The sequence below is a fragment of the Rhodoferax ferrireducens genome, from assembly GCF_031458075.1.
GTDB lineage: Bacteria > Pseudomonadota > Gammaproteobacteria > Burkholderiales > Burkholderiaceae_C > Rhodoferax_B > Rhodoferax_B ferrireducens_A.
The window spans coordinates 1,269,388-1,287,502 of sequence record NZ_JAVDXT010000002.1 but is presented as its reverse complement, the minus strand read 5'-3'; the positions used below and the strand labels follow the sequence as shown (position 1 = coordinate 1,287,502).

General features: G+C 65.8%; 12 protein-coding genes and 2 riboswitches. Of the genes, 11 read left to right on the top strand and 1 reads right to left on the bottom strand.

All coding sequences use genetic code 11. From position 1 onward, the window contains the following. Window positions 1-29: 29 nt before the first annotated feature. The 8 genes from J2X19_RS14975 (at window position 30) to J2X19_RS14940 (ending at window position 12,507) form a co-directional block, all read left to right on the top strand. Window positions 30-4,478 (top strand): EAL domain-containing protein, encoded by a 4,449-nt coding sequence (locus tag J2X19_RS14975; protein WP_310374324.1) that lies wholly within the window; start codon window positions 30-32, stop codon window positions 4,476-4,478. A 62-nt stretch (window positions 4,479-4,540) separates the two neighbouring features. Next, window positions 4,541-5,830, top strand: coding sequence for an amidohydrolase family protein (locus tag J2X19_RS14970; protein ID WP_310374322.1), 1,290 nt, complete (start codon window positions 4,541-4,543; stop codon window positions 5,828-5,830). A gap of 15 nt (window positions 5,831-5,845) precedes the next feature. Then, window positions 5,846-6,649, top strand: a complete 804-nt coding sequence (locus J2X19_RS14965) for a Cof-type HAD-IIB family hydrolase (protein WP_310374320.1) — start codon at window positions 5,846-5,848, stop codon at window positions 6,647-6,649. Between the two features lie 188 nt (window positions 6,650-6,837). Then, window positions 6,838-6,938: riboswitch (glycine riboswitch) on the top strand. A gap of 7 nt (window positions 6,939-6,945) precedes the next feature. Beyond that, window positions 6,946-7,069: riboswitch (glycine riboswitch) on the top strand. A 48-nt stretch (window positions 7,070-7,117) separates the two neighbouring features. Continuing rightward, window positions 7,118-8,239 carry a glycine cleavage system aminomethyltransferase GcvT gene (gene gcvT / locus J2X19_RS14960; protein ID WP_310374318.1) on the top strand — a complete coding sequence of 374 codons (1,122 nt, stop codon included), beginning with the start codon at window positions 7,118-7,120 and terminating at the stop codon, window positions 8,237-8,239. 25 nt (window positions 8,240-8,264) lie between these two features. After that, window positions 8,265-8,636 carry a glycine cleavage system protein GcvH gene (gene gcvH / locus J2X19_RS14955; RefSeq protein WP_310374316.1) on the top strand — a complete coding sequence of 124 codons (372 nt, stop codon included), beginning with the start codon at window positions 8,265-8,267 and terminating at the stop codon, window positions 8,634-8,636. 18 nt (window positions 8,637-8,654) lie between these two features. Beyond that, window positions 8,655-11,534, top strand: coding sequence for an aminomethyl-transferring glycine dehydrogenase (gene gcvP / locus J2X19_RS14950; protein ID WP_310374314.1), 2,880 nt, complete (start codon window positions 8,655-8,657; stop codon window positions 11,532-11,534). A gap of 115 nt (window positions 11,535-11,649) precedes the next feature. Next, complete coding sequence (locus J2X19_RS14945; protein ID WP_092756957.1) at window positions 11,650-12,261, top strand: DUF6198 family protein; 612 nt, start codon at window positions 11,650-11,652, stop codon at window positions 12,259-12,261. Between the two features lie 105 nt (window positions 12,262-12,366). Further along, window positions 12,367-12,507: a hypothetical protein gene (locus J2X19_RS14940; protein WP_165830905.1), complete on the top strand. Its 141-nt coding sequence runs from the start codon at window positions 12,367-12,369 to the stop codon at window positions 12,505-12,507. 66 nt (window positions 12,508-12,573) lie between these two features. Here J2X19_RS14940 and J2X19_RS14935 read toward each other — a convergent pair whose 3' ends face one another. After that, entirely contained in the window at window positions 12,574-14,868 is a 2,295-nt protein-coding gene (locus J2X19_RS14935; RefSeq protein ID WP_310374312.1) for a putative bifunctional diguanylate cyclase/phosphodiesterase, read from the bottom strand. Between the two features lie 178 nt (window positions 14,869-15,046). On the opposite strand from J2X19_RS14935, the gene J2X19_RS14930 reads away from it, so the two are divergent. The 3 genes from J2X19_RS14930 to J2X19_RS14920 are packed head-to-tail and all read left to right on the top strand — an operon-like array spanning window position 15,047 to window position 18,094. Then, window positions 15,047-17,173, top strand: coding sequence for a PAS domain-containing hybrid sensor histidine kinase/response regulator (locus J2X19_RS14930; protein ID WP_116608603.1), 2,127 nt, complete (start codon window positions 15,047-15,049; stop codon window positions 17,171-17,173). After that, a complete protein-coding gene (locus tag J2X19_RS14925; RefSeq protein ID WP_310374309.1) occupies window positions 17,170-17,448 on the top strand; it encodes a VF530 family protein in 279 nt (92 codons plus the stop codon). Before J2X19_RS14930 ends, J2X19_RS14925 begins: the two co-directional genes overlap by 4 nt. After that, window positions 17,435-18,094 (top strand): RluA family pseudouridine synthase, encoded by a 660-nt coding sequence (locus tag J2X19_RS14920; RefSeq protein WP_310374307.1) that lies wholly within the window; start codon window positions 17,435-17,437, stop codon window positions 18,092-18,094. Before J2X19_RS14925 ends, J2X19_RS14920 begins: the two co-directional genes overlap by 14 nt. The last annotated feature ends 21 nt before the right edge of the window (window positions 18,095-18,115 follow it).

Below are 18,115 nucleotides of genomic sequence, written 5' to 3'. Positions count from 1 at the left end.
CAGTGCCCGATCTACAGCAGGAAAACCAAGTGAAAGACCCCGAAGTCCCTTTCTGGCGGATTTTCCAGAGCAACCCCAGGCCGATGTGCGTGTATGGCCTGGATTCCGGCCGTTTTCTTGCCGTCAACCCCGCCATGCTGGCGTTCTATGGCTACACCGAACCCGAGCTGCTGGGCCTGCCGGCAGGCGATCTCTGGCCCGCCGGTCCGGAACCGGCGGCCTCCCTACCCCAGACCGCGCAGCCGCCCCGCACCTACTGCCATCGCCGCAAGGATGGCGCCCTGGTGGACGTGGAGATCACCGCCGACGATGTGGGCTTCCTGGGCCAGCCTGCGCATATGTGGGTGGTGGTGGACGTAACCCTGCGGGTCCAGGCCGAACGCGAGTGGGCGCGCCTGAGCCGGGCGCAGACCATGCTCAGCAGCTGCAACGAGGCGCTGATCCGCACCGACACGCAAGACCTGCTTCTGCAAAAGATCTGCCGCATCGCGGTAGACATTGGCGGTTATTTCGGCGCCTGGGTGGGACTGGCGCGGGACGACGACTTGCGCAGCATCGAATCCGTGGCCTTTGCGGGTATCCGGCCGATCTCGGTGTTCCCACACGGCGCATCCTCGTCGGAATCCCTGCCGGGGGGGCGGGGCGCGGCCGGGCGCACGGTTCGCAGCGGCCAGGTGGTCATCATGGATGACATCCGGCGGCCAGAAAACCAGCTGCCCTCCAGCCTTGTGCTAGCGGAGGCTGGCGTACGCGGCCTGATCAGCCTGCCGCTGTCCGATGCCGAACGCAGCTTCGGCGTGCTGTTTTTGTACTCCGCCGAGGCCATCCAGGCCAGCGCCGAAGAAATCAAGCTGCTGCAGGAACTGGCCAACGACCTGGCTTTCGGCATCCGCAACCTGCAAGCCCAGCACGAAGCCCGGCGCGATGTGCAGACGCGCCGCGAGATCCTGGACATCCAGCAGGAGCTGGCCTCGCTGGAGACCGACCTGGTGCAGGCCATGACCGCGATGGTGGGCCGGGTGCGCACCCTGACCGGTGCCGATGGCTGCGCGGTGGACTTCGTGGAGGGCGATGAACTGGTGACCCGGGCGCGGGCCGGTCTGGAGCCCCTGCTGCCGCTCGGCTTCCGGCTGCCGCTGAACAACAGCCTGGCCGGCATTGCAGTGGCCACCCGCCGCACCATGGTCAGCGAAGACTGCCGCAACGATCCACGGGTGAACCAGGCCATCAACACCCAGCGGCAAAACGTGCGATCGCTGGTCATCCTGCCGCTGCTGGTGCACGGCGAGGCCATCGGCGTGCTCAAGGCCGCCTGGGCCCAACCGCGCGGCTTTGCAGAGCGTGATGTAGCCAATCTGCAAATCCTGGTGCAGACCCTGGGCGCCACCATCCAGCAGCACCGCATGGCCGACCAGCTGCGCGCCTCCGAGAACCAGTACCGCCTGCTGTTTGCCCAAAACCCCCAGCCCATCTGGGTGGCCGAGAACATCACCCTGAAGCTGCTGGCCGTCAACCAGGCCATGGTCGACCACTACGGCTATACCGAGCAGGAATTGCTGGGCATGTCGATCCGCGAGCTGTGGGCCGAAGACCCCGCAGAAAGCGAAGCCATCGTGCAGCGCCATATGCGGGAGAACAGCCCCTACAGCGGCACCCGGCGCCACCGCCGCAAGAACGGTTCGGTGATCGACGTGGTCATCACCTCCAACCCCATCGTCTTCAACGGCACGGCGGCGCGGCTGATACTGGCCACCGACGTGACCCAGCGCCTGCAGGCCGAACGTGACCTGGCGCGGCTCAGCCGGGCGCAGCGCATGCTCAGCACCTGCAACGAGGCCTTGATACGCGCCAGCTCGCAGGAGAAGCTGCTGTCCGACATCTGCCGCATCACCATCGACATCGGCGGCTACCTGGGCGCCTGGGTGGGCTTTGCCTGCGACGATGCCGCCAAGTCGATAGAGTGCGTCGCCGTGGCCGGCGTCACCCCGCCCACCTCCTGTCTTGGCGACATGTCCTGGTCAGAAGACTCGCCCCAGGGCCAGGGCCCGGTGGGCCGCACCATGCGCAGCGGAGAGGTCTGCGTCGTCAACAACCTGGACGCCGAAAGCAGCGCACTGAAGGGCCGCCAGGAGGAATTCCGCAACGCGGGCTTCCAGGGCGTGGTCTTGCTGCCGCTGCGCAACGCCCAGCGCACCTTTGGCGTGATGTACCTGATTGCCGGCGTGCAGCAGATCAGCCAGGACGAGATATCCCTGCTGCAAGAGCTGGCCAATGACCTGGCGTTTGGCATTGGCAATCTGCGGGCCCAGGAAAAGCAGCGCCGCGTACAAGCAGCCGTACTCAAGGTGGCGGCCGCCGTCTCGGCCAGCTACGGCCTGGAGTTTCTGACCCAACTGGCGCGCAACATGGCCCAGGCGCTGGACGCCCAGGCGGCTTTTGTCACCCGCTTGCTGCCGGGCTCGCCGCCCCAGGGCCGCACGCTGGCCGCCGTGTTCAACGACCAGCTGCTGGACAACTTCGACTACGCGATCCAGGGCACGCCTTGCGAGGCCCTGGCGGAACACGGCCACTGGGTGGTGCCGGCCAATGTGATGGGCCGCTACCCACATGCCACCAAATTGCCCCAGCTGAATGCCCAGGCCTATGTGGGGCAACGGCTGGACGACGCCGAGGGGCGCGCCATCGGGCAGATCTTCGTGCTGTTCAGCGCGCCGCTGGAAGAGCACGAATTCATCCTGTCCACGCTGCAGATTTTTGCCGCCCGCGTGGCCGCAGAAATGCAGCGGCAAAAGGCCGACGCCCACATCCGCGACCAGGCCGCCCTGCTGGACAAGGCCCATGACGCCATCGTGCTGCGCAGCCTGAGCGACGGCGTGGTGTACTGGAACCATGGCGCCGAACGCCTGTACGGCTGGACCGCCGAGGAGGTCCACGGCCAGTTCATGGCCGACAAGCTCTACCGGGACACCACCGAATTCCACGACAACCTCAAAAAGCTGTTGGCCACCGGTACCTGGAAGGGCGAGGTAGAGCACTTGCGCAAGGACGGCAGCACCGTGGCGGTGGAATCGCACTGGACTCTGGTGCACGACGACCAGGGCCGGCCGCAGTCGGTACTGTCCATCAACACCGACATCACCCTGCGCAAAGCCGCCGAGCGCGAAATCCAGCAACTGGCCTTCTACGACCAGCTGACCCGGCTGCCGAACCGCCAGCTGCTGATGGACCGGCTGCAGCAGGCGCTGTCGGCCAGCGCGCGCAGTGGACGCTGTGGCGCCCTGCTGTTCATCGACCTGGACAACTTCAAGACCCTGAACGACACCCTGGGCCATGAAAGCGGCGACATGCTGTTGCAGCAGGTAGGCATGCGCCTGAGCACCTGCGTGCGCGAAATGGACACCGTGGCCCGGTTTGGCGGCGACGAGTTTGTGGTGATGCTGGAAGATCTGGGCCACAACGACGCCGAAGCTGCAGTGATCGCGCGTAGCACCGGCGAGAAGATTCTGCAGGCGCTGGCCGTGTCCTATGTGCTGAACGGCAACGAGCACCGCACCACCTCCAGCATCGGCGTGGCCCCGTTTGGCCGCCGCCACAGTGGCGCCAGCGAACTGCTCAAGCAGGCGGACCTGGCCATGTACCAGGCAAAAACCTCGGGCCGCAACGCGATCCGCTTCTTCGACCCCAGCATGCAGGCCGTAGTGAATGCCCGGGTGCAGCTGGAATTCGAGATGCGGCTGGCGTTGACCCAGCAGGAATACCTGCTGCACTACCAGCCGCAGTTCTGCGCGGCCGGCCACATCATCGGCGTGGAAGCGCTGGTGCGCTGGCTGCATCCGCAGCGCGGCCTGATCTCGCCGGCCGAATTCATACCCGCCGCCGAAGACACCGGCATCATCATCCCGCTAGGCCAGTGGGTGCTGGGCCAAGCCTGCAAGCAGCTCAGCATCTGGCAGACCAAGGCCCACACCGCCCACCTGAGCATGGCGGTCAATGTGAGCGCGCGGCAGTTCCGCAACCCCGACTTTGTGGACCAGATCACGCAGATACTGCGCAGCACCGGCATTGATGCGCGCGGGCTCAAACTGGAGCTGACCGAAAGCCTGCTGGTCGAAGACCTGGAACAGACGATTGCCAAGATGAGCGCACTGAAAGCCCTGGGCCTGTGCTTTTCGCTGGACGACTTCGGCACCGGCTATTCCTCCCTGTCCTACCTCAAGCGCCTGCCGCTGGACCAGCTGAAGATCGACCAGTCGTTTGTGCGCGACATTGCCACCGATGCGAACGACGCCTCCATCGTGCAAACCATCATCGCCCTGGGCAAGAGCCTGGGCCTGGCGGTGATTGCCGAGGGCGTGGAAACCGTGGCCCAGCGCGACTTTCTGGCCCAGCACGGCTGCGTCAACTACCAGGGCTATTTGTTCAGCCGCCCGCTGCCGATCCGTGAACTCGAAGCCATTCTGCCTGCCATGGCAACCTAGCCGAGCGCCAGCAGCTGCAATTTTGATAGCATGCAGCTTGCAAGAATTTTGAGAGGACGATGATGCTGGATCTCTTGGTCACCAACGCCACCCTGCCCGACGGCCGCACCCAGATGTCGCTGGCCGTGCAGGACGGCAAGTTTGTCGACGTCGCCCCCGGCCTGGCCGCCGCCGCGCAGCAGACCATCGACGCCCAGGGCCTGCTGGTCAGCCCGCCGTTTGTCGACGCGCATTTCCACATGGACGCCACCCTCAGCTACGGCCTGCCGCGGGTCAACCAAAGCGGTACCCTGCTGGAAGGCATCGCCCTGTGGGGCGAACTCAAGCCGCAGCTGACCCAGGAAGCCCTGGTGCAGCGGGCGCTGGCCTACTGCGACTGGGCGGTGGGCAAGGGCTTGCTGGCGATCCGCAGCCACGTCGACATCTGCGACCCGCGCCTGTTGGCCGTGGAAGCGCTGCTAGAGGTGAAACGCCAGGTCGCGCCCTACCTCGATCTGCAGCTGGTGGCCTTTCCGCAAGACGGCGTGCTGCGCGACCCGAACGGCATGGACAAGCTGAAGCGCGCGCTGGAGATGGGCGTGGACGTGGTCGGCGGCATCCCGCACTTCGAGCGCACCATGGCCGACGGTGCCTTGAGCGTCAAGCTGCTCTGCGAGCTGGCCGCCGAGCAAGGCAAGCTGGTCGACATGCACTGCGACGAGTCCGACGACCCGCTGTCGCGGCACATCGAAACCCTCACCTATGAGACCCAGCGCCTGGGCCTGCACGGCCGGGTCACCGGCTCGCACCTCACGTCCATGCACTCCATGGACAACTACTACGTGAGCAAGCTGCTGCCGCTGATGGCCGAGGCGCAGATCCATGTCATCAGCAACCCGCTGATCAACATCACCCTGCAAGGCCGGCACGACACCTACCCCAAGCGCCGCGGCATGACCCGCGTGCCCGAGATGATGGCCCAGGGCCTGACCGTTGCCCTGGGCCAGGACTGCGTGATGGATCCCTGGTACAGCCAAGGCAGCGGCGACATGCTGGAAGTCGCCAGCATGGGCTTGCACGTGGCCCAGATGACCAGCCAGGCCGCGATGCGCCAGTGCTTCCAGGCCGTCACCGCCAACCCCGCCAAGATCATGCAACTGGAAGGCTACGGCCTGGAGCCGGGCTGCCACGCCGACTTCGTGCTGCTGCAAGCCCAAGACCCGGTGGAAGCCATCCGCCTGCGCGCCACCCGCCTGCAGGTATACCGGCGCGGCAAACTGCTGGCCCAGACGCCAGCGAACACCGCCCGGCTGCAACTGCCGGGGCGGCCTGACAGTGTGGACTGGATGCTGCGACAGCACGTCCAGGCCTGATGAACCGTTCTGAACATGAAAAAAGCATTCTTCTTCGATATCGACAACACCTTGCTGGACCACCAAACCAAGCAAATCCCCCCATCGGCACTGCAGGCCATTGAGGCACTGAAAGCCGACGGCCATATGGTGGTGATTGCGACGGGGCGCGCCTATGGGCACGCGCTGGAATTCATCGACCTGATCCAGCCCGCTTATGCAATTACACAAAACGGCGCCCGGATCATGCGCGGCGACAAAGAGGTGGACAAACACCCCCTGCCTGGCGCCAGCTTGGCCAAGCTGTTCCAGCTGCTTGAATCCAAAGGTTTTTATTACGGCGCCACCGACGGCTACGCGGCCCACGTGAGTGCCATGGTGGACGAGGTGCTGCTGCCGATGGAATCGGTGGACTTGAGTTCGCAGGCCGATTTGCAAGCCACCCAGCCGTTTGAGATCTTCCAGGGCTGGATGTTCTTCCATGAGCAGCATGACGCCACGCTGATGCCCGAACTGGTCAGCGCTTTCCCAGAATTTGACTACATCCGCTGGCATACCACGGCTCTCGACGTGCTGCCCAAAGGCGTGAACAAAATGACCGGCTGCGCCTGGGTGCTGGCCGACGCCGGCATGGACGCCACGCACGCCTATGCCTTTGGCGACGGCCTGAACGACATCGAAATGCTGCAAGGCGTAGGCACCGGCATCGCCATGGGCAATGCACATCCGCGCCTCAAGGCCGTGGCAGACCGGGTGGCCGAGGCGATCCACCACGATGGCCTGGCCAAGATGGTGGCGCAACTGCGGCAGGAGTGGCTCGGTTTGGCATATGCACCGTAACAGCACCATTGGTCAGCCAAGACCGCTATCATTTAAAGAGCTGCTTGCGCAGGTGCAATCAGCGCCGGTGGCCTAGAAGGTCTACACAGGGTTCGCCTGGAGAAGCCCTGACGGCTCTGTCCGATCGACCGCTTATTTTGGCTGCCCGGCGGCATTTTGCAGAAACAGGCGATGCGCGTGGTTAGAATCCCACCCCGTCAGGAGAGAGTTCTCTGCAAGAGAGCCGCCGAAGGCGCAGAGCCCCGCTACGTGGGCTTGAACGCTCAGGCAAAAGGACTGACAAGCGCTTTTTACAAGCGTCTCCCCCTGGAGAGAAACCCGCCCTGAGCGGGTTCACCGAAGGCGCAACCCGCAGTCGGCCTGCACCACCGCAAGGCCCGCCCGGCGAATCGCTCAGGTAAAGCGGACAGCGGGGGCCACACATGATTCTTCGGAGTCGTGATTCCATTGTGTCCCCGGAGAACCGCCATGCCAGACCTGCACCTTACCCCCCTCAATGCCTTGCACCTGGAGCTGGGCGCGCGCATGGTGCCGTTTGCCGGCTACAGCATGCCGGTGCAGTACCCGGCCGGCCTGATGGCCGAACACCACCACACCCGCAACGCCGCCGGCCTGTTCGACGTGTCCCACATGGGCCAGCTGCGCCTGGTCGGACCCGACGCCGCCGCCGCGTTTGAAACCCTGGTGCCGGTGGACGTGATCGACCTGGCCGTGGGCAAGCAGCGCTACGGCCTGCTGCTGAACGAGGACGGCGGCATCATCGACGACCTGATGTTCTTCAAACGCGAAGCCGACATCTTTGTGATCGTCAACGGTGCCTGCAAGGTCGAGGACATCGCCCACATCCAGGCCAAGATCGGCCAGCGCTGCGAAGTCATCCCCATGCCGGAAATGGCGCTGCTGGCGCTGCAAGGCCCGCAGGCCGTGGATGCGCTGTCGCGCCTGGCGCCGGGCGTGGAAAAGCTGGTCTTCATGACCGGCGGCAGCTTCGATGTGGCCGGCATCCCCTGCTTCCTGACCCGCAGCGGCTATACCGGCGAAGACGGTTTTGAAATCTCGGTGCATGCCGAGCAGGCCGAGGCCCTGGCCCGCGCGCTCCTGGCCCAGCCCGAAGTCAAACCCATCGGCCTGGGCGCACGCAATTCGCTGCGCCTGGAAGCCGGCCTGTGCCTGTACGGCAACGATCTGGACCCGACCACCACGCCCATCGAAGCCGGCCTGAACTGGGCCATACAAAAAGTACGACGCAGCGGTGGTGCCCGCGAAGGCGGCTTCCCTGGTGCTAGCAAAATACTAGCACAACTCGCAGATACTACGGGCGCCATCACCAGAAAGCGCGTAGGCCTGGTCGCCCTGGAGCGGATTCCGGTGCGCGAGCACACTGCGCTGCAGGACGCGGCCGGCAACCCCATCGGCGAAGTCACCAGCGGCCTGCTCGGCCCCACCGTCGACAAGCCCATTGCCATGGCCTACGTGGCACCCGCGTTCGCCGCCATCGGCAGCCAGATCAACGCCGTCGTGCGAGGCAAAATCGTGCCGATGGAAGTCGTCACCATGCCTTTCACGCCCAACCGCTATTTCCGCGGCTGATTCCATTTTTTACAGGAGCAACCCCATGAGCATCAAATACACCGAAGACCACGAATGGCTGAACATCGAGGGCGACACCGCCACCGTCGGCATCACCCACCATGCGCAGGACGCGCTGGGTGACGTGGTGTTTGTCGACCTGCCCGCAGTCGGTGCGACCTTCGCCCAGAAGGATGTGGCCGGCGTGGTCGAGTCGGTCAAAGCCGCTGCCGACGTCTACATGCCCGTCTCCGGCGAAATCACCGAAGTCAACGAAGCCCTGCGCGCCGACCCGGCCCTGGCCAACACCGACCCGCTGGGCGCCGGCTGGTTCTTCAAGGTCAAGCTGTCGGATGCATCGCAAACCGCTGCCCTGCTCGACGAAACCGCCTACAACGCCTTTAGCCAAAACGCCTGATCTCCCTGGAATAGCCCCATGACCTCCCTGCTCGAACTCGAAAACTCCGGCGAATTCATCGCCCGCCACATTGGCATTAATGCCGCTGACGAAACCCTGATGCTGGACGTCATTGGCTCGAGTTCGCGCCGGGATCTGATTGACGGCATCGTGCCGCGCGCCATCGCCCGCAGCACGCCCATGGACTTGCCGGCACCGGTCACCGAAGCCGCGGCCTTGGCCGAGCTGCGGGCCATCGCCAACAAGAACCAGGTGTTCAAGAGCTTCATCGGCCAGGGCTATTACGGCACCCACACGCCGGGCGTGATCCTGCGCAACATCCTGGAAAACCCCGCCTGGTACACCGCCTACACGCCCTACCAGGCCGAAATTTCACAGGGCCGGATGGAAGCGCTGATCAACTTCCAGACCATGGTCTGCGACCTGACCGGCATGCCCATCGCCAATGCTTCCATGCTGGACGAAGCCACGGCCGCCGCCGAAGCCATGACCCTGGCCAAGCGCAGCGTCAAAAGCAAGAGCCATGTCTTCATCGTCGCCGGCGACTGCCATCCGCAGACCATAGAAGTGATCCAGACCCGCGCCAAGCCGCTGGGCATCGAGGTCAAGGTCAGCACCGCGCTGGAAACCCTGCCGCAGCTGATGGCCAGCGGCGACTTCTTCGGCGTGCTGGCCCAGTACCCGGCCACCAACGGCGCAGTACATGACCTGCGCCCGCTGGTCGGCGTAGCCCATGCCAGCGGCGCGGCTGTCTGCGTGGCGGCCGACCTGCTGGCCCTGACCCTGCTGGTGCCGCCCGGCGAATGGGACGCCGACATCGTCATCGGTACCACCCAGCGCTTCGGCGTGGCCATGGGCAATGGCGGCCCGCACGCCGCCTACATGGCCTGCCGCGATGCCTTCAAGCGCTCCCTGCCCGGCCGCCTGGTCGGCGTCAGCGTCGATGCGCATGGCAACCCGGCCTACCGCCTGGCGCTGCAGACCCGCGAGCAGCACATCCGCCGCGAGAAAGCCACCTCCAACATCTGTACAGCCCAGGTGCTGCCGGCTGTGCTGGCCAGCATGTACGCGGTCTACCACGGCCCGCAGGGCCTGACCCGCATCGCCCAGCGCGTGGCCCGCTTCACCGCCATCCTGGCGCGCGGCCTGCAGCAGATGGGCTATACGCTGACCAACGAGCATGCGTTCGACTCCATCACCGTCAAAACCGACGATGCTAGCGATTTGATAGCTACCCGCGCCCGTAAAGCCAGCGCCAACCTGCGTTTCCGCTTGGTAAACCACCTGGGCATCTCGCTGGACGAAACCACGACCCGTGGCGACATCGAGATGCTCTGGTCGTTCTTCGTCAAGCCCGGCGAACCCATGCCGCGCCTGGGCGAGCTGGAAGACAGCGTGGATTCGCTGATCCCAGCCGAGCTGCGCCGCAACAGCGCCTTCCTGACGCATCCGGTGTTCAACACCCACCATTCCGAGACCGGCATGCTGCGCTACATCCGCGCGCTCAGCGACAAGGACCTGGCACTGGACCGCAGCATGATCCCGCTGGGCAGCTGCACCATGAAGCTCAACGCCACCAGCGAAATGGCGCCCGTGACCTGGCCCGAGTTCGCCAACATCCACCCGTTCAGCCCGCCCGAACAGCGCCTGGGCTACGCCGAGCTCGACGTGCAGCTGCGCGAATGGCTGTGCCAGGCCACTGGCTATGCCGGCATCAGCCTGCAGCCGAATGCCGGCAGCCAGGGCGAATACGCGGGCCTGCTGGCCATCAAGGCCTATTTTGACGACCACGGCCAGGGCCAGCGCAATGTCTGCCTGATCCCGTCCAGCGCCCACGGCACCAATCCGGCGAGCGCCCAGATGGCCGGGCTGAAGGTGGTGGTCACCGCCTGCGACGCCAACGGCAACGTCGACATGGCCGATCTGCACGCCAAGTGCGAAGAGCACAGCCAGGACCTGGCGGTGGTGATGATCACCTACCCCAGCACCCACGGTGTGTTCGAAACCCAGGTGAAAGAACTCTGCGCCATGGTGCACAGCCATGGCGGCCGCGTCTATGTGGACGGCGCCAACATGAACGCACTGGTCGGCGTGGCCGCGCCCGGCGAGTTCGGCGGCGATGTCAGCCACCTGAATCTGCACAAGACCTTCTGCATCCCGCACGGCGGCGGCGGCCCCGGCGTCGGCCCGGTCTGCGTGGTCGAGGACCTGATCCCCTACCTGCCCGGCCACGCCACCGTGGGCGATACCCACCACGGCATCGGCGCCATCAGCGCTGCGCCGCTGGGCAACGCCTCCGTGCTGCCAATCAGCTGGATGTACTGCCGCATGATGGGCGCCGAAGGCCTGAAGCACGCCACCGAAGCCGCCATCCTGGCAGCCAACTACATCAGCACCAAGCTGGCCCCGCACTACCCGACGCTGTACGCCAGCGCCAACGGCCATGTGGCGCATGAGTGCATCCTGGACCTGCGCCCGATCAAGGACAGCTGCGGCGTGACCGCCGAAGACGTGGCCAAGCGCCTGGCCGACTACGGTTTCCACGCCCCGACCCTGAGCTTCCCGGTGCCCGGCACCTTGATGGTTGAGCCGACCGAGAGCGAAACCCTGGCCGAGCTGGACCGCTTCATCTTCGCCATGGTCGCCATCCGCGACGAGATCCGCCAAATCGAAAGCGGCGCCTGGCCGCAGGACAACAACCCGCTGAAGCACGCGCCCCACACGGCCGCCAGCCTGATGGCCGCCGAATGGGACCGTCCCTATGCGCGCGAAGTCGGCGCCTTCCCGCTGGCATCGCTCAAGCAGGCCAAGTACTGGCCGCCCGTGGGCCGGGTCGACAATGTGTTCGGCGACCGCAACCTGTTCTGCAGCTGCGTGCCGGTGGCCGACTACGCCTGAGCTGCGTGACGCACATGCCTGAAGCCGCCACACGGCAGACGATGCGCCTGCCGACATGGCGGTAAACCGAGAGGCCGAAAACGGCCTCGGCACGGTTCCTGCAATCGGCGAGGAAATGTCCACCAGCTCGCCCGTCCATGTCCACACGCTGTTTGAAGACGCCCAGGCGATCTTCACCGGCACGCTGTTTGTATCGCTGGCGCTGATCCTGTTTGCCCAGGTCGGCATGCTGACCGGCGGCACCGCGGGGGCGGCGTTCGTGTTGCACTACGCCACAGGCATCACGCTGGGCAAGCTGTTCTTCCTGATCAACCTGCCGTTCTATTGGTTCGCCTGGACCCGCATGGGCCGCGAGTTCACCTTCAAGACCTTTATCGCCATCAGCATGCTGTCGGCCATGATGGAGTGGTCGCCCAAGCTGTTTGCCATCGAGCGTCTGCACCCCGCCTATGCGGCGGTACTGGGTGGCCTGCTGCTGGGCTCGGGCTGCCTGTTCCTGGCGCGCCACCGTGCCAGCCTGGGCGGCGCCACCATCGTCACCCTGTACCTGCAGAAGGCCTATGGCTGGCGCGCGGGCAAGGTGCAGATGGGCATAGACTGCACGATCGTGCTGCTGGCGCTGACGGTGATCGAGCCCGCCCGGGTCGGCTATTCGGTGCTGGCCGCGGTGGTGATGAATCTGTTCATCTGGATCAACCACAAGCCCGGGCGCTACGCGGTGCTCTAGAACGTGTTCAAGGTCGGCAGCTTTCTGTCGCCCTGGGCTCAAAATGTAGCCTTGAACTGATAAGCTCAGAGCTGCAAGAAACTTCTTAAACGACTGGAGAAAATCATGGCCAAAGGTGAGCAAAAAAGCAACAAGGAATCGAAGAAACCCAAGAAGGACACTTCGCCTCCCAAGCCAATTTCTACCGAAGCGGTGCGCCCCACCATCACCACCGTGGTGCCCGTGCGCGGCAAGCTGAAGAAGTAAATACCGCTCCCCGCCCAGCCGCACTCGATGCGGCTTTTTTACGCCTGCGGGCAGCCGACTTGGACTTCAGGCGTAGACGTTGGCCTGGATCCCGGCCAACCAGCGTTCGGCATCGGCAGGCGCCAGCGGCATGGCAAACAGCTCGCCCTGCAGCTCGTGGCAGCCGGCCGCCCGCGCCGCCTGGGCCTGGGCCTGGGTTTCAATGCCTTCTGCCACCACCTCCAGCCGCAGCGCCCCGGCCAGCTGGCAAATCGCCCGTACCACCGCCGCCGCATCGGCCACGGGCAGCGGCTCGATCAGGCCGCGGTCGATCTTGACCGACTGCAGCGGCAGGCTGCGCAACATGTTCAGCGACGAAAAGCCGGTACCAAAATCGTCCAGCCCCACCGCAATGCCCATTGCGCGCAGCTGCTGGATCTGCTCGCGCGCCTGCTCCAGGTTGGCCACAGCCGCGCTCTCGGTGATCTCCAGGGTGATGGCTTCGGCCGGCAGGTCGCAGCTGTACAGCAGTTGCTCGACCAGGGCCGGAAAGCCCCCGTCCAGCATCTGCAGTGGCGACACATTCACAGCCACCGGCACCAAGCGGGCGAAGCGGTTGCGCCAGTCGACCACCTGCTTGCAGGCCAGGGTCAGCAGCAGCAGGCCCAGCTCTTCGATCAGGCCGGTGCGCTCGGCCACTGCAATGAACTCCACCGGGCTGATGGCACCCACACCCGGCCGGTCCCAGCGCGCCAGGGCTTCAAAGCTGGTCAAGCGCCCGGTATGCGCGTCCACCTTGGGCTGGTAGTGCAGGCTGAACTCACGCAGCTCGATGCCGGTGCGCAGCGCCTGCTCCTGCGCCAGCAGCTCGCTGGAGCCGCGCTCGAAGCGGGCCTCGGCCAAGGCCATCGAGGTGCCCGGCGTGCGCTTGGCCGCATGCATGGCGGCATTGGCAGCGCGCAGCAAGGCCTCGGCGTCCTGCGCGTGCTCGGGGTAGAGCGCAATGCCCATGGATACATCGATGAAGAACCGGTGTTGTGGCAAGACCAGGGGTTGCAGCAGCAGCTTCTGCACCCGCCGCGCCATCGCCGCCGCGCTGTCGCCGTCCTGGTAAGGCCGGGCCAAAAAGGCAAACTCGTCGGCCCCCAGGCGCATCAGGTCACAGCCCTGGCCCAGCTCGCGCACGACGGCGGCCGCCAGGGCCTTGAGCACCTCGTCACCCATCGAATGGCCATGGGCCTCGTTGAACAGCTTGAAACGGTCCACCCCCAGCAGCACCAGGCCAAACTCGGGGCGCTCGGGCAAGGGCACACAGCATTGGCGCAGGCGCTGCAACAGCGCGCTGCGGTTGGGCAAGCCGGTCAGCTCGTCGTGCGTGGCCTGGTACAGCAGGGCCTGGGTGGCGTCATGGTCTGCCGTCTGGTCGGTCACCAATACCTGGGTGGCCTCTTCTTCGCCCCACAGCGTGCGCCAGGCCGAAAAGCGCAGCCACACCGACGATCCATTCTGGCGCTGGCGCAGGCCCTCCCAGTGCACCTCGTCCACCATGCCGCTGTCGAGCTGGCGGAAATGGACTGCCACCTCGTCGATCTCTTCGCGCCGCAGGCCGCGCAACAAACCGGTGGCGCTGAGCTCGGCCAGCCGCGTCACGCCGTAGATCGACAGCAGCGCCGGGTTCGCATACCGCACCTGCTGACCGACCAGCACAAAAATACCCTGGTGCGAACGCTCGACCAGTTGCTGGAAGCGCATGCGCAAATGCCGCGACGCGGTGCTGGCCCGGGCCAGGGCCGCATACATCAGCACCAGGCCCAGCACCAGGCGCAAACCGGTACCGATGTTGAACTGCAGCACCAGGGCCGCCTGGCCCCAGAGCGCAAACTGCACCTGGTTCAGGCCCAGCAATACCAGCAGCGGCCCCACCAGGCGGTCGGCCGGCGTGCTGCGGCGCAAGCCGCGCGTTACCGCCACACCGGCTACCGTGATGAACAGCGGAGACGCCCAAGCCATCAAGGACGGATCGTTGAACACCACCACCCACAGGCCGGCCACCGACAGCAGGCCCAGGAACAGCGCCCACTCGGTGCGCGACACCGTCCAGCCGGACAGCCGGCAGCTGCCGCGCAGGATCAGGGCCACACTCCCGATCTGGGCGAACACCGCCACCGACAAGCCCAGCGCGGCGACACGGTGGTCGGCCATCTGGCTGGCCCAGTAGCCCAGTGGCACCACGGCCTGCAGCAGCTGCGAGAACGCCAGATCGCGGGTCAGCAGCAGTTCACGGTGGCTGCGCCACACCCATAGCAAGGCCATGCCGACGGCCAGGCCAGTCGCAGCGTTGACCGCAAGGGAGTAGACAATCAGAGGGTTGAGCGCAGACACAATGGGTTTGTAAACAAGCGCGCAAGTGTTTGCGCATCAAGGAGCGCTATCGTAACCCCCTCGAATGGCGCTACAGCCGCGTAAAGCTATGTACCCGCGGGGCGACAGACCGGCGGCGAACCCGTAAACTGTTACGTCTGATAACCAAACCCATTTTTCTACCCGGTCACTGGAAACCATGCGCCAGCCTCCTCCTCCCGCGTTGGTGCAAGACGCCGCATCCCCCGCCACCCCGGACAGCCCGCTCGCTGCCAGCACCGTACCGCAGCTGATCCAGGATCTGCGCACCTACCAGGCCGAGCTGGAGAGCCAGAACAAGGTGCTGCGCTACAGCCAGGCCGCTTCCGAGGCCGCCTCGGAACGCTTTGAAACCCTGTTCTCCGGCGTGCCCCTGGCCCTGATGGTGATCGACGACCACGACATGGTGGTGCAAAGCAATGCCATGGCGCAGCGCCTGTTCCAGCCCACCGAAAGCGACCGGCCGCTGCACTTTCTGATGCCCTTCGTCAGCCCCGGCTGCACCGAGCAGGTGCGCCAGGCCTTCCGCGAAGCCCGGGTCGACGGCCACTGCGAAGCCACCGAGGTGGTGTTCACCATCGGCCAGGACGGCGCCATGTCCGGCGACCTGCACATCGCCCGGCTGGAGAGCGCCCAGGAGTCGGTCGCCCAGTACATCTGCGCGGTGGTCGACCAGGGCCCGCTGCTGGCCGAGCGCCGCGCGCTGCAGCTCAGTGCCGCCGCGCTGCGCCAGCGCAACGAGCAGCTGCGTTCCAGCGAAAGCCGGCTTGAGGCCATCATCAACTCGGCGCTGGACGCCATCATCTGCATCGACAAAGACCAGCGCATCACCGTCTTCAACCCGACGGCGGCAGCGCTGTTCCAGTGCCCGTCCTCGCAGGCGCTGGGCAGCCTGCTGACGCGCTTCTTCCCCGATGCCGCGCACGCGCTGGCGCTGAACCAGATCTCCACCCAGGCCTTTCTGGGCGAAATGCTGGCGTTGACAGCCAGCGGCAAGACCCTGTCGGTCGAGGTCAGCGTGTCGTTCGAGCGCCACCCCACGGGCGAAACCACCACCGTCTTCGCCCGCGACCTGACCAGCCGCAAGCGGGCCGAGGTGCAGCGCAGCGTGCTCGAAGCCCAGCTGCGCGAGTCGCAAAAAATGCAGGCCGTGGGCACCATGGCCGGCGGCATTGCGCACGATTTCAACAACATCCTCAGCGCCATCCTGGGCAATGTGGAGCTGGCCAAAGAAGACGCGGGCCCGAATTCGCCGGCCCAGGTCAGCCTGCACGAGATCGAAAAAGCCGGCCGGCGCGCGCGCGACCTGGTGCGCCAGATCCTTACCTTCAGCCGCAACGAGGCGCCGCGGCGCAGCCCGGTGGCGCTGGCCGAGCTGGTCAGCGAAACCGAGCGCCTGCTGCGCGTCACCCTGCCGCCGGCGGTCGAGCTGCACCTGCACATCGACCCGAACACCCCGGTGGTGATGGCCGATGCGGTGCAGGTCCAGCAGGCCGTGCTGAACCTGTGTACCAACGCCATCCAGGCCAATGGCGACGAGCGCGGCGCCGTCACCATCGAGCTGTCGGGCGTGGAACCCGACCTGCGCCTGTGTACCCGCCTGGGCCTGGCGCCCGGCCGTTACGCCATGCTGAGCGTGCTGGACAGCGGCAAGGGCATGGACGACGACACCTTGTTGCGCATCTTCGAGCCCTTCTTCACCACCAAGGAAGTCGGCCAGGGCACGGGCCTGGGCCTGGCCGTGGTGCACGGCGTGATGCGCAGCCATGCGGGCGCCGTCGATGTGCAAAGCGCTCCCGGCCTGGGCAGCCGCTTCACCCTGTACTTCCCGGCCACCGAAACCGGCACCGCCGCCACCCCCAGCACCCCGGCCCCGCCGGCGCCGCACACGGCCAGCGAACAGGTGCAGGGCAAGCATGTGATGTACGTGGACGACGACCACGCGCTGGTGTTCCTGGTCGAGCGCCTGCTGCGGCGCCGCGGCTTCCGTGTCAGCGGCTTTTCCGACCCGAACAAGGCCGCCGCCGAGCTGCGCGCCAACGCCGAGGCCTACGACCTGCTGGTCACCGACTTCAACATGCCGGGCTACTGCGGCGTCGACCTGGTACGCGAAGCCCAGCGCATCCGGCCCGACCTGCCGGTGGCACTGGCCTCGGGCTACATCACCGCCGAGATCGAGCAAAGCGCGATCCAGGAAGGTGTGAAGGCGCTGATCCACAAGCCGAATGACGTGGAAGAACTGTGTGCTACCGTGCAGCGCCTGATTTTGGACAACGCCACCGTATGACACCCGATATTCCGCCCACCCCTCCGCCAGCGGCCCCGCCCGAAAAGCAGGCCCGCAACCCGCTGCACGGGCTGACGCTGGAGGCCATCCTGACCGCGCTGGTCGACGCCTACGGCTGGGAAGGCCTGGGCCAGCAGATCAACATCCGCTGCTTCACCAGCGACCCCAGCATCAATTCCAGCCTGAAGTTCCTGCGCAAAACCCCCTGGGCCCGCGAGAAGGTCGAAAGCCTCTTTCTTTTCATGCAGCGCGAACAACGCCGTGGCCGTCTCTGAGCCCGCCGGCCTGGAAACACTCTACGCCGACGAGCACCTCCTGGTCTTCAACAAACCCAGCGGCCTGCTCTCGGTGCCCGGCCGGGGTGAGGACAAGCAAGACTGCCTGAGCACCCGCGCCCAGCAGGCCTACCCCGATGCGCTGGTCGTGCACCGCCTGGACATGTCCACCTCGGGCCTGCTGCTGATGGCGCGCGGCATAGCCATGCAGCGCACCCTCAACGCCGCCTTCGCCGGCCGCACGGTCGCCAAGCGCTACACCGCCGTGGTGGCCGGCCGGCTGCTGCCGCCGACCGACAGTACCGACGGCTGGGGCCAGATCGACCTGGCGATCCGCGTGGACTGGCCGAACCGGCCGCTGCGCATGGTCGACCCCGACGGCGGTAAACCCAGCTGCACCCGCTGGCAGGCCCTCGCCAGCACCGATCACAGTACCCGGCTGCTGCTGGAGCCGGTCACCGGCCGCTCCCACCAGCTGCGCGTGCACCTGGCCGCCATTGGCCACCCCATCCTGGGCGATGCGCTGTATGCGCCCAGCGCAGTGCAGGCCCTGGCCCCGCGCCTGCTGCTGCATGCGAGCCGGCTGGAGCTGCTGCACCCGGCCACCGGCCTGCAGCTGTGCTTCGAGAATGCGGCGCCGTTTTAGCCCAATGCTACTTTTTCAATA